Origin of the sequence: Streptomyces europaeiscabiei (assembly GCF_001550375.1) — a bacterium.
Lineage (GTDB): Bacteria > Actinomycetota > Actinomycetes > Streptomycetales > Streptomycetaceae > Streptomyces > Streptomyces europaeiscabiei.
The window spans coordinates 1-12,433 of sequence record NZ_LRTR01000443.1 but is presented as its reverse complement, the minus strand read 5'-3'; the positions used below and the strand labels follow the sequence as shown (position 1 = coordinate 12,433).

Annotated in this window: 11 protein-coding genes and 1 pseudogene; 11 read left to right on the top strand and 1 reads right to left on the bottom strand. The window is 70.8% G+C overall.

The window, feature by feature from the left end; translation table 11 throughout:
• The 5 genes from AWZ10_RS21505 to pgl all read left to right on the top strand — a co-directional run.
• A partial coding sequence (locus AWZ10_RS21505; protein WP_279616637.1) for a transketolase-like TK C-terminal-containing protein occupies nt 1–739 on the top strand: 739 nt, incomplete at its 5' end.
• 35 nt (nt 740–774) lie between these two features.
• Nucleotides 775–1,893 carry a transaldolase gene (tal, locus tag AWZ10_RS21500; RefSeq protein ID WP_046704513.1) on the top strand — a complete coding sequence of 373 codons (1,119 nt, stop codon included), beginning with the start codon at nt 775–777 and terminating at the stop codon, nt 1,891–1,893.
• Nucleotides 1,894–1,898: 5 nt separating this feature from the next.
• Nucleotides 1,899–3,422, top strand: coding sequence for a glucose-6-phosphate dehydrogenase (gene zwf, locus AWZ10_RS21495; protein ID WP_060891839.1), 1,524 nt, complete (start codon nt 1,899–1,901; stop codon nt 3,420–3,422).
• Nucleotides 3,419–4,618 carry a glucose-6-phosphate dehydrogenase assembly protein OpcA gene (gene opcA / locus AWZ10_RS21490; protein WP_046704514.1) on the top strand — a complete coding sequence of 400 codons (1,200 nt, stop codon included), beginning with the start codon at nt 3,419–3,421 and terminating at the stop codon, nt 4,616–4,618. The genes zwf and opcA overlap by 4 nt, the downstream gene beginning before the upstream one ends.
• Complete coding sequence (gene pgl, locus AWZ10_RS21485) at nt 4,615–5,397, top strand: 6-phosphogluconolactonase (RefSeq protein ID WP_046704515.1); 783 nt, start codon at nt 4,615–4,617, stop codon at nt 5,395–5,397. Before opcA ends, pgl begins: the two co-directional genes overlap by 4 nt.
• Before the next feature lie 227 nt (nt 5,398–5,624).
• On the opposite strand, the pseudogene AWZ10_RS21480 reads toward pgl, so the two are convergent.
• Nucleotides 5,625–6,936: pseudogene (locus AWZ10_RS21480) on the bottom strand (MFS transporter).
• Nucleotides 6,937–7,481: 545 nt separating this feature from the next.
• Here AWZ10_RS21480 and AWZ10_RS21475 point away from each other — a divergent pair.
• The 6 genes from AWZ10_RS21475 to AWZ10_RS21450 all read left to right on the top strand — a co-directional run.
• Nucleotides 7,482–8,315, top strand: a complete 834-nt coding sequence (locus AWZ10_RS21475; RefSeq protein ID WP_173531480.1) for a class I fructose-bisphosphate aldolase family protein — start codon at nt 7,482–7,484, stop codon at nt 8,313–8,315.
• Nucleotides 8,312–9,550 (top strand): 3-dehydroquinate synthase II family protein, encoded by a 1,239-nt coding sequence (locus AWZ10_RS21470; RefSeq protein ID WP_060891838.1) that lies wholly within the window; start codon nt 8,312–8,314, stop codon nt 9,548–9,550. Before AWZ10_RS21475 ends, AWZ10_RS21470 begins: the two co-directional genes overlap by 4 nt.
• A gap of 6 nt (nt 9,551–9,556) precedes the next feature.
• Entirely contained in the window at nt 9,557–10,972 is a 1,416-nt protein-coding gene (locus AWZ10_RS21465) for a class I adenylate-forming enzyme family protein (protein WP_060891837.1), read from the top strand.
• A gap of 60 nt (nt 10,973–11,032) precedes the next feature.
• The gene (locus AWZ10_RS21460) at nt 11,033–11,317 is read left to right on the top strand and encodes an acyl carrier protein (RefSeq protein ID WP_234361230.1); all 285 of its coding nucleotides are present in this window, start codon (nt 11,033–11,035) and stop codon (nt 11,315–11,317) included.
• The gene (locus tag AWZ10_RS21455; protein WP_060891836.1) at nt 11,314–11,679 is read left to right on the top strand and encodes a hypothetical protein; all 366 of its coding nucleotides are present in this window, start codon (nt 11,314–11,316) and stop codon (nt 11,677–11,679) included. The genes AWZ10_RS21460 and AWZ10_RS21455 overlap by 4 nt, the downstream gene beginning before the upstream one ends.
• Nucleotides 11,669–12,433, top strand: a 765-nt coding sequence (locus AWZ10_RS21450) for a beta-ketoacyl synthase N-terminal-like domain-containing protein (RefSeq protein ID WP_279616636.1), incomplete at its 3' end; no start/stop codon positions are given. The genes AWZ10_RS21455 and AWZ10_RS21450, both read left to right, overlap by 11 nt.

Below are 12,433 nucleotides of genomic sequence, written 5' to 3'. Positions count from 1 at the left end.
CACCCGTGTCTTCGGCGGCACGTTCCTGGTGTTCTCCGACTACATGCGCAACGCCGTGCGCCTGTCCGCGCTGATGCACCTGCCGGTGACGTACGTGTGGACGCACGACTCCATCGGTCTGGGCGAGGACGGCCCGACCCACCAGCCGGTGGAGCACCTGGCCTCCCTGCGGGCCATTCCCGGCCTGAACGTGGTCCGCCCGGCCGACGCCAACGAGACGGCGATCGCCTGGCGCGAGATCCTCAAGCGCTGGACCAAGGAGTTCGGCAAGGGCGCCCCGCACGGTCTGGCGCTGACCCGTCAGGGTGTGCCGACGTACGAGGCCGACGAGGACGCGGCCAAGGGCGGTTACGTCCTGTTCGAGGCCGAGGGCGGCGACGCCGAGGTCATCCTCATCGCCACCGGGTCCGAGGTGCACGTCGCCGTGGAGGCGCGTGAGCGGCTCCAGGCGCAGGGCGTGCCCACCCGGGTGGTGTCCATGCTGTCCGTGGAGTGGTTCGAGGAGCAGGACCAGGGGTACCGGGACAGCGTTCTGCCGCCGGCCGTCAGGGCGCGGGTCGCGGTCGAGGCCGGTATCGGTCTGACCTGGCACCGGTACGTCGGTGACGCCGGTCGCATCGTTTCGCTGGAGCACTTCGGCGCTTCGGCCGACGGCAAGGTCCTCTTCCAGGAGTTCGGCTTCACTGCCGAGAACGTGGCCGCGGTCGCGCAGGAATCGCTCGCGGCCGCTCAGCGCTGACGCTCTACACACGACACGTAGGAGATGGAATTTCCATGACAGACGCACTCAAGCGCCTCTCCGAGGAGGGCGTCGCGATCTGGCTGGACGACCTGTCGCGCAAGCGCATCACGTCCGGCAACCTCGCCGAGCTGCTCGACCAGCAGCACGTCGTGGGCGTCACCACGAACCCGTCGATCTTCCAGAAGGCGATCAGCAGCGGTGACGGCTACGAGCAGCAGGTCTCCGACCTCGCCGCCCGCAAGGTCACCGTCGAAGAGGCCATCCGCATGATCACGACGGCGGACGTCCGCGACGCCGCCGACATCCTGCGCCCGGTCTTCGACGCGACCGGCGGCCAGGACGGCCGGGTCTCCATCGAGGTCGACCCGCGCCTGGCGCACAACACCAAGGCCACCGTGGCCGAGGCCAAGCAGCTGGCCTGGCTGGTGGACCGGCCCAACACGCTGATCAAGATCCCGGCCACGCTGGGCGGCCTGCCGGCCATCACCGAGGTCATCGGCCTCGGCATCAGCGTCAACGTCACACTGATCTTCTCGCTCGAGCGTTACCGCCAGGTCATGGACGCCTACCTCGCCGGCCTGGAGAAGGCCAAGGAGCGCGGCCTGGACCTGTCGAAGATCCACTCCGTGGCGTCCTTCTTCGTGTCCCGCGTGGACACCGAGATCGACAAGCGGATCGACGCGCTCGGCACGGACGAGGCCAAGGCCGCCCGCGGCAAGGCCGGTGTCGCCAACGCCCGCCTCGCCTACCAGGCGTACGAAGAGGTCTTCGACGGCAGGCGCTGGAGCGACCTGGAGAGCGCGGGCGCCAACAAGCAGCGCCCGCTGTGGGCCTCGACCGGCGTCAAGGACCCGGCGTACAAGAGCACGCTGTACGTCGACGAGCTGGTCGCGCCGAACACGGTGAACACCATGCCGGAGGCCACGCTGGAGGCCACCGCGGCGAGCGGCGAGATCCGCGGCAACGCGATCGCCGGGACGTACGAGCAGTCGCGTGCCGAGCTGGACGCGGTCGAGAAGCTCGGGATCTCGTACGACGAGGTCGTCCAGCTGCTGGAGGCCGAGGGCGTCGAGAAGTTCGAGGCGTCCTGGAACGACCTGCTCAAGTCGACCGAGGCGGAGCTTCAGCGCCTCGCACCCTCGGAGGGCTGAACACCTTGTCGAGCAGCAATCCGCTGCGTGACGCCGCGGACCGACGGCTCCCGCGTATCGCGGGGCCGTCGGGCCTGGTCATCTTCGGCGTCACAGGCGATTTGTCACGTAAAAAGCTGATGCCTGCCGTGTACGACCTCGCCAACCGCGGACTGCTGCCGCCGGGCTTCTCGCTCGTCGGCTTCGCACGCCGGGAGTGGGCGAACGAGGACTTCGCGCAGGAGGTGCACGACGCGGTCAAGGAGCACGCCCGTACGCCCTTCCGCGAGGAGGTCTGGCAGCAGCTCATCCAGGGCATGCGGTTCGTCCAGGGCACCTTCGACGACGACGAGTCCTTCGAACGGCTGCGCGACACCATCGAGGAACTGGACAAGGCACAGGGCACGGGCGGCAACTTCGCCTTCTACCTGTCCGTGCCGCCGTCCGCGTTCCCGGTCGTCATCCAGCAGCTGAAGAAGCACGGTCTGGCGGACCAGAGCAGCGGCTCCTGGCGGCGCGCGGTCATCGAGAAGCCGTTCGGCCACAACCTGGAGTCGGCGGAGGACCTCAACAAGGTCGTCCACGAGGTCTTCGCCCCGGACCAGGTCTTCCGCATCGACCACTACCTGGGCAAGGAGACCGTCCAGAACATTCTGGCGCTCCGTTTCGCCAACACGATGTTCGAGCCGATCTGGAACCGGTCGTTCGTCGACCACGTGCAGATCACGATGGCCGAGGACATCGGCATCGGCGGCCGCGCCGGCTACTACGACGGCATCGGCGCCGCCCGTGACGTCATCCAGAACCACCTGCTCCAGCTGATGGCGCTGACCGCGATGGAGGAGCCCGCCTCCTTCGACGCGGACGCGCTCGCCGCCGAGAAGACCAAGGTCCTCGGCGCGGTGAAGCTGCCGAAGGACCTGGGCCGGGACACCGTGTTCGCGCAGTACGCGGCCGGCTGGCAGGGCGGCGAGAAGGTCATCGGCTACCTCGAAGAGGACGGCATCGACCGCAAGTCGAAGACCGACACCTACGCGGCGATCAAGGTCCAGGTCGACAACCGCCGCTGGGCGGGCGTCCCCTTCTATCTGCGGACGGGCAAGCGCCTGGGCCGCCGGGTCACCGAGATCGCGGTCGTCTTCCAGCGCGCCCCGCACTCCCCCTTCGACTCCACCGCCACCGAGGAGCTGGGCCAGAACGCGATCGTCATCCGCGTCCAGCCCGACGAGGGCGTGACGGTCCGTTTCGGCTCCAAGGTGCCCGGCACGTCGATGGAGATCCGGGACGTGTCGATGGACTTCGCGTACGGCGAGTCCTTCACCGAGTCGTCGCCCGAGGCGTACGAGCGCCTCATCCTCGACGTCCTCCTCGGCGACTCGAACCTCTTCCCGCGCACGGAGGAGGTCGAGCTGTCCTGGAAGATCCTCGACCCGATCGAGGAGTACTGGGACAGGAGCGGCAGGCCCGCGCAGTACCAGGCGGGCACGTGGGGTCCCGTCGAGGCGGACGAGATGCTCGAGCGAGACGGACGGAGCTGGCGTCGGCCATGAAGACAGACCTCACGGACACCACGGCCAGCAAGATCAACAAGGCGTTGGTGAAAGCCCGCCGGGAGATAGGCACCCCGGCCGTCGGCATGGTGCTCACGCTGGTCATCGTGACGGACGAGGAGAACGCGTACGACGCGCTCAAGTCCGCCAACGACGCCTCCCGCGAGCACCCGTCGCGCACGATCGTGGTCATCAAGCGCGTCTCCCGCTCCGCCCGCGACCGCACGAAGTCCCGCCTCGACGCCGAGGTGCGGGTGGGCGCGGACGCGGGCACCGGCGACACGGTCGTGCTGCGGCTGTACGGCGAGGTCGCGGACCACGCCCAGTCGGTCGTGCTTCCGCTGCTGCTGCCGGACGCGCCGGTGGTCGTGTGGTGGCCGGTCAACGCGCCGCTCGACCCGGCCCGCGACCCGCTGGGCGCGCTCGGCCAGCGCCGGGTCACCGACAGCTACGCCGCCGAGAAGCCCATCGACGAGCTGCGGACCCGCGCCGACAACTACGAGCCCGGCGACACGGATCTGGCCTGGACCCGGATCACCCCGTGGCGTTCCATGCTGGCCGCCGCGCTCGACCAGGTGGACTGCGAGGTCATCTCCGCGGAGGTGCAGGGCGAGCAGTACAACCCGAGCGTGGAGCTGCTGGCGATGTGGCTGGCGGACCGGCTCCACGTCCATGTACGGCGTGGGGTGTCGGCCGGGCCCGGCCTCAACGAGGTGCGGTTGCTGACCAGCACCGGTCCCGTCCGGCTGTACCGCCCCAACGGGGGCCTCGCCCTGCTCACGCTGGAGGACCAGCCGGATCGGGCGGTCGCGTTGAAGCGCCGCGAGACGTCCGAGCTGCTGGCGGAGGAGCTGCGCAGGCTCGACCCCGACGACACGTACGCGTCGGCGCTGCGGTTCGGGGTGGATCGGTTGGGCGGAGCGTTGTCGCCTGCGGCCGGCTCGGCGGGGGCGGCCTCCGAGCTGGATGGTGCTGCGGGACGGGGGACCTCGGCGGCGTCGCCGCCGGCGCTTCCGGCTCTGCCGACAAGGTCGGCTGGTTCGGGTAGTTCGATCAGCGCGGCCGGCTCGTCCGGCTCGGCAGATGTGTCGAGGCCCGCGGATTCCGTGGCGTCTGCGGGGTCGGCCGGTGACGAGGACTCCGAGCGGCCCACTCCGGCGCAGATGCCGCCCGTGAAGAAGGCGGCCGCGCCGTGAGTACTCCGCAGCTGGTCGTGCACCGCGACAAGGAGCTGATGGCTCAGGCAGCGGCGGCTCGACTGATCACCAAGGTCGTGGACGCGCAGGCCTCGCGCGGCTACGCCTCGGTGGTCCTCACCGGTGGGCGCAACGGCAACGGGCTGCTCGCCGCGCTGGCGGCGGCGCCCGCCCGGGACGCGATCGACTGGGGCCGGCTGGACCTGTGGTGGGGTGACGAACGGTTCCTGCCCGAGGGCGACTCCGAACGCAATGTCACCCAGGCCCGGGAGGCTCTGCTGGACTCGGTGCCGCTGGACCCGAAGCGGGTGCACGCCATGCCCGCGTCGGACGGGCCCTGGGGTGCCGATGTGGGCGCGGCGGCCGCGGCGTACGCGGAGGAGCTGGCGCGGGCTGCGGGGCCCGAGAACCATGGCTCGGTGCCGACGTTCGACGTGTTGATGCTGGGGGTCGGCCCGGACACCCATGTGGCCTCGCTCTTCCCCGAGTTGCCGGCCGTGCGGGAGACCGAGCGGACGGTCGTGGGGGTCCGTGGTGCGCCGAAGCCGCCGCCGACGCGGGTCACACTGACGCTGCCCGCGATCCGTGCGGCGCGTGAGGTGTGGCTCCTCGCCGCCGGTGAGGACAAGGCGCGGGCCGCGGCCATCGCGTTGTCCGGTGCGGGGGAGATCCAGGCTCCGGCCGCGGGTGCGTACGGACGGTCGCGGACCCTGTGGCTGCTGGACGCGGCGGCGGCCTCGCAACTGCCGCGGTCGCTGTATCCGCCGGCGTCGCCCTGACGGCTTGTTTCGCCCCCTCCCCCCTACCCGTTCCCATCACCAGGGGCGCTGCCCCTTCGCCCCCGAGAGGGTGCGTTGTCGGGTGCGGGCGGGTGGGGGCTGGTCGCGCAGGTTCCCCGCGGCCCCTGCTTTTTCAGGGGCGCGGGGAACCTGCGCGAGCAACCCCCACCGGACCCGCGGATGGGGTCGAAGGGGTGCAGCCCCTGGGGACGGAGGGGCGAGAAGACTCAGGCCACGAAGTCGCCCTCACGGGTCTGGGGCAGCGTCACCAGACACAACAGGCTCACCAGGCACAGCCCACCGGTGTGGAACCCGGGCACCAGCGGCGACGACCACTGGCTGTTCAGCCATGTCGCGACCAGTGGAGCGAAGCCGCCGCCCCAGCGTGTTCGCCAGGATGAACGCCGCCGACGTCCCGGTGCAGCGCAGCCTGGCCGGGAACAGCTCCGCGAGGAACCCCGCCACCGGGGAGAACATCAGCGCGGGCAGCATGAGGCCGAGGGTGTACGCACCGGTGATGACGAGCGCGTTGCCGTGCTGAGGCAGGCGTACACGGGGACGGCCCACACGACGCAGCCGGCCGCACCCGTCAGCATGATCGGCCGGCGTCCGATCCGGTCGGCGAGCCGGGCGACGGGCAGGGTGATCGCGATCCCGGCCGACGCCCCGACACTCGCGGCGTCGAGCATCGTGTTCTGGGGGATACCGAGCGACTTCGGCCCGTAGGACAGGCTGTGGACGATTGTCAGGTAGGACACGGCGGAGCCACCGATCGCCGCGCCCGTGCCGAGCAGCAGCCGGCCGGGGTACCGCGGCGCGATGAGCGCACCGAGCGGGAAGCGCGCCGCCGGTGACGCCGGGGAGTCCGCCTGCGAGACCTAGCCCTTGAACACCGGTGACTCCGACACCGTCGTCCGCACCCACAGCCCGACCAGGACGAGCACCGCGCTGAGCAGGAAGCCGAGGGAGGGGCCGATGTCCGGGACGGCGGCGTACAGCGCGCGGCGGCCGGGTGGGGCGTGCTCGGCGGCCGGCAGCACCGCGCCGCCCCACTCGCCGTCCATGCCGACGCCCTGCAGCAGACGGAGGGTCACCGGGAGGGCGGGGACGAGGAGTCCGACGCTCTCGCAGGTCGGGAGCAGGCCGACGCCGACCGTCGCGATGCCGAGGATCGGGAGGGACGCGACCAGGCCCTGCCGGCGGCCCGGCCGGTCGCCGATCGTGCCGAAGCGGACGACCCCGAGGGGACGGGACAGGAAGGCCGCGGCGAAGGTGAGGAACGCGGCGAGGGAGGAGACGGTCGCGTTGCCGGAGGGGAGGAACGCGGGTCCGAGGACGAGCGCGGAGGCCGTTCCGTGGACGGCGAAGTCGTAGTACTCGATCGTCGTGCCGATGAGGCTCGCGGCGGCGGCCTTGGGCGCCTTGCTCGACTCGACCGACGTGGACGCCTTGCTCGACTCGGCCGGCGCGGAGGACGGCAACGCGACCGGTCCTGGAGCCCGCGGCCTCGGCGACGCTCTCGGACGGGAATTCGGGCATGGGGGACTCACTTCCGGTACACCCGGACACGAATCGTCCGGCCCCGGATGAAGGGAGGGACGGCCACGCGTGAAACACGAACCGGGGTGCGACTGTCACCCTAGGCCGGGAAATTCGATTCCCACAAGGAAGTCCGGGGGAAAGACTCACCGGAAGCTTTGGCGAACCATTTCGACGGATGGGAAGAGTAAGCGTCGATTACACGCGACAACGACATTTAAAGTAGGTGATCCCATGAATCCCATGAATCCCATGTGATCCTGCTATGTGTGGGGACAGGTCGCCAGAATATGCCACGAACACCCCGCCCGGACGCCGTCAACCCCATGGATCCTGTCAAGAAGCTATCAAATAGTCATGTGTCAGTGCGCATAAAAATTTGCCGATGGTCACGCCTTGCCAACCCCCGATCACCCACGGAATGCTGACGTGCGGCAGAACTTGAAAGTTCTACGACCATCGTTTTTCGGACATGGAGACCGCATCGGGTTGCCGCGGTTCGACTTTCTGAAATGCGGCCTCAGAGCCGGGAAGGCGCATTACCCATGCTGAAAACTGGCAAGCCATTACGTTGGAGAAGGCTATCGCTGGCCGGTGACGACCGGCATTTGCTCATACCGCTCGATCACAGCGTTTCGGACGGTCCGGTCGCCCCTCCGGGTCGGTGGAACGAGCTGTTGAGGGAACTGGTGGCCGGCGGGGCCGACGGGATCATCGTCCACAAGGGGCGGGCCCGCACGCTCGCCCCGGACCTCCTCAAGAACTGCGCGCTGGTGGTGCATCTGAGCGCCAGTACGGCCTGTTCCGCCGATGTCGACGCCAAGGTGCTGGTCGGCGACGTCGAGGAGGCGGTGGCACTCGGCGCGGACGCGGTCAGCGTCCATGTGAACATCGGCTCGGACACCGAGGGGCGACAACTCTCCGACCTGGGCGCGGTGGCACGTTCGTGCGACACCTGGGGCATGCCGCTGATCGCGATGGTCTATCCCCGCGGCCCCCGGATCGAGAACCCGCACGATCCCGTCCTCCTGGCGCACATCGTGAACGTCGCCGCCGATCTGGGCGCCGACATGGTCAAGACCACCGTCGCCCTGCCCCTGGACCGGATGGCCGAGGTGGTGGCCCACAGCCCCATCCCCGTCCTCGCGGCCGGCGGTCCACCGGACGGCTCCGACCTGATCGCGTACGGCACCGCCGTGATGGCGGCCGGCTGCCGGGGGCTCGCCGTCGGCCGCCGGATCTTCTCCTCGCCCTCCCCCGCCGCCCTGGTGTCCCGGCTCGCCGCGGTGGTGCACGGGCAGACCGGCGACGGCCTCCCCAATGACATGAGCATGTCTACTCACACCCATTACTCGACGATCGTGGCAGGTGTCGCATGAGGTTCGCGTGGATCGATCTCCGTGAAGTACCCCGTCCGCAGCTCCAGGCGGTGGTGGACGCCGCCGTCCACGCCCGGATGGCCGGAGTGGTCTGTGCCGACGCCGAGTTGCTGGGGACGCTGCCGCCGACGGTGACCCGGGTGCTGGTGTCCGGGGAGCCGGCCTCGACGGTCGCGCGCAAGGCCGGCGAGAAGGCCGCCGACAAGGGGGGCAAGGAGGCCAAGGGCACGGGCGACGCCAAGCCCGCCGCCCCCGGCGAGGCCCCCGCCGGCGCCGGGATCGACGTCCTGCTGCGGAAGTTCACCACCCAGGACGAGCTGGACGCCCTCGCCGCGGAGAACCGGGCCGCCACCCGTGCGCCCGCCACGGGTACGCCGGTCACCGGTATGCCCGTCGCCGGCTTCGTCGACGTACGGGACGACCGCACCCTCCAGCTGTCGTGCGTGGGCGCGATGGCACTGCCGTACACGGTGATCCACTTCGCCGATCCGACGAAGATCCCGCTGGAGATCGTGCTCGCGGCGGCCGAGTCGGCCGAGGGCAAGCTGGTGACGGTCGTCGGGGATCTGGAGGAGGCGGCCATCGTCTTCGACGTGCTCGAACGCGGTTCGGACGGCATCCTGTTCACGCCCCGCAGCGCCGACGACGTGTTCGCGCTGGCCCGGCTGCTGGAGGCGACGACACCGCAGCTGGAGCTGTCCACACTGACGGTGGAGAGCATCCGGCACGTCGGGCTCGGCGACCGGGTCTGTGTGGACACCTGCTCGCACTTCGAGGAGGACGAGGGCATCCTCGTCGGCTCCTACTCGTCCGGATTCGTGCTCTGCTGCAGCGAGACGCACCCGCTGCCGTACATGCCGACCCGGCCGTTCCGGGTCAACGCCGGTGCCCTGCACTCGTACACGCTGGGCCCCGACAACCGCACCAACTATCTCAGCGAGGTCGGCTCCGGCAGCGCCCTGCTGGCGGTCGGCGCCGACGGCCGCACCCGGCGGGTGGTGGTCGGGCGGGCCAAGCTGGAGTCCCGGCCGCTGCTGGAGATCCGTACCCACGCGGAGGACGGGCGGCTGGTGAGCCTGACCGTGCAGGACGACTGGCACGTACGGGTGCTCGGGCCGGGCGGCAAGGTCCTCAACGTCACCGAGTTGCGGACCGGTGACGAGCTGCTCGGCTATCTGGCGCAGGACAAGCGCCATGTTGGCCTGCCCATCGGCGAGTTCTGCAAGGAGGTCTGAGGCCACATGGGCGAACTCGTGGCAGCCGCGGCCCGCGAGGACGGGATGGACGTCCTGGTCCAGCGGCTGTTCGACGCGCGGGACGACGGCCTGCCCTATCTGACACACCAGCAGGAGTCCGTCGGGCGGGGCGAGTTACGGGAACGGGTGGCCAAGCAGGCCGCCGTGTTCGCCGGCTATGACATCGGGCCCGGCAGCACGGTGGGGCTGCGGACGCCGCCCAGTTTCACCCAGGTCGAGGTGCTGCTCGCGCTGTGGCGGCTGGGCGCGCAGGTGATGCTGTTCGACTTCCGGCTGAAGCCCGCCGAGGTGGAAGCGCTCTGCGCCACGTGCCGGCCTCAGTTCATGGTCCGGGCCGGGTCCAACGTCCGGGCGGCGTTCGGCTTCCGGCCCGAGTACGAGGTCGCCACCGAGTGCCGCAGGGCCGGGCAGCCGGCTGCGGGCCCGCACCGGCTGGTCCAGTTCAGCTCGGGCTCCACCGGGCGGCCGAAGGTGATCGGCAGGACCGCCGCGTCGATCGCCGCCGAGATCGAGTCGTTCGGGGCGGTCCCCGGTATGCCGGACGAGGGCGACCGGCTGCTGCTGCTCAGCTCGACGGCGCACAGCTTCGGACTGCTCGGCGGGCTGCTGCACTCGCTGGCGGCCGGCGTATCCGTCGTCTTCGCGCCCCGGGTCTCGGCCCGCGACATCCTGCGGACCTCGGTCGAACACCGGATCACGCACCTGTTCGGGGTGCCGATGCACTTCGAACTGCTCGCCGCCGCCCTCGATCCGCCCGCCCTGCCCGAGCTGCGGACCGCCGTCTCCGGCGGCGAGCTGATGCCCCCGGAGGTCGCCGCGCGGTTCGCCGCGCGGTACGGCATCACGGTCGGCGAGGCCTACGGCACCACCGAGACCGGCATCGTCGCCATCGACGTGGACGGCACGCTCCGGCCCACGGTCGGGCGGCCCGCCCCGGGAGTGCTGGTCCGGGAACACAAGGGCGAACTGGACGTCGCGCTCGACGGGTCCCCGTATCTCTTCGACTCCGGCGGCACCCAGTACGAGGACGGCTGGCTCCACACCCGCGACCGGGCCACGGTGGACGCCGACGGAACGGTCACCGTGGGCGGCCGCGCCGACTCCCTCGTCGTCATCGGCGGCCTCAAGGTCGACCTCACCGAGGTCGAGCACGTGCTCCGCGCGCACCCGGCCGTCGAACAGGCGGTCCTGGTCCACGAGGACGTGACCGAGGCGTACGTGGCGGTGGCCGCCGGGGCCGGGAGCCCGTCGGCGGAGGAGTTGCTGCGCTGGTGCCGGGAGCGGCTGGCCGACTACAAGCTGCCCCGTGTGATCCGGCTGCTGGAGGCCCTGCCCCGCACGTCGAACGGGAAGCTGGTCCGCCGGGCGGCGACGCTCCAGGCGGCGGCGAGCAGCGCGTGACGGCTCGACGGGCTTGCCCCGTACGACTTTTCGCATGACCTTCTGACCTTCCCCATGGAGATGGCGATCATGAGCACGTCCACCCTGGACAACGAGATCCGCGAGTTCGTCCTGACCACGGTCATCGACGAGATGAACATCCTGCTGAGCCGTGACGGCATCACGGACGAGAGTCCGGTGACCGTCGGCGGGCTGGAACTGGACTCCCTGAGCCTGATCGAGCTCACGCTGCGGCTGGAGTCGCGGTTCGGCGTGGAGATCCCGGACACCGACATCGAGCCGCTGGCCTCCCTGACCCTCGGCGGGCTCGTCACCGAGGTCGTCGGGCGCGGGGCGAAGGCATGAGCGCGGAAGCCCCTGCGTCACCGGTCACCGAAGCGTCCGCCTCGTCCGTCGCCGAAGCGTCCGAGCGGTCCCTCACGGAAGCGTCGGCGCCGTCCGTCATCACCGTCGGCGCCGTCCGGGAACTGCTGGCCGACCGCAAGGTCTTCCCCGGCGTCCCGGACGACCTCGGCGACGACGCCGAACTGGTCCTGGACTCCCTGGGGCTGGTGTGGCTGCTGCACGTGGTGGAGGAACGGTACGGCCTGGTGGTGGAGCCCGGCGACGAGGACATCGAGGGCCTGACCTCGCTCCGCCGGCTCACCGAGTTCCTGAACGCGGCCGGGGCGGGTGCGGTGGAGGGGGGTGACCGCGGTGACCGGTGACGTGACGGTGACCGGGTTCGGCGTGCGCACCGCCTTCGGCACGGGCGCGGACGCCCTCCGCCGCGGGGTCTTCGCCGGCCTCCCCTCCTTCGCCCCCACCACCCGCTTCGACACCGGCCCGTACCGTACGCCGATGGCCGGCGTCGCCCCCGACGGCCCCGACGCGGTCGAGGACTGGGCCCTGCGCCACGCCCTCGCACGCTGCGGACGGGAGGCCCTCGACATGGCGGACCTGCCCCGGGGCACCGAGGCGGCGGTCCTGCTGGGCATCGCGGGCGACTGCACGAGCATCACCCGGTACTGGCGGGACGCGGCGGCGATGCCGGGGGCCGACGAGGACGGCGGGACCGCCGGAGACCGGGGCGCGGCCCGAACCCGGGAACTCACCGAAGCCGACCCGGGGCACACCCTGCCCACCACCCCGGCCGTCTCGTCGGCCGCCCGGCTCACCGACGCCGTCCCCGCCCGGCTCACCGAGTCGCTGGCCGGCGGCCTGGGCCTGGCCGGCCCCCGGCTCACGTTCACCAACGCCTGTGTCGCCTCCGCCGCCGCGATCATCCATGCCTGCCGGCTGATCTCGTCCGGCCGGATCGACGTGGCGGTGTGTGCCGGCGGCTACCTCGTGGAGGAGGAGACGTTCGGGAAGTTCGACTCCGGGCGGGCGTTGTCCCGTGACGGCATGGTGCGGCCGTTCAGCGCCGACCGCACCGGGCTGCTGCTCGGCGACGGGGTCGCGGCGGTCGTCCTGGAGTCG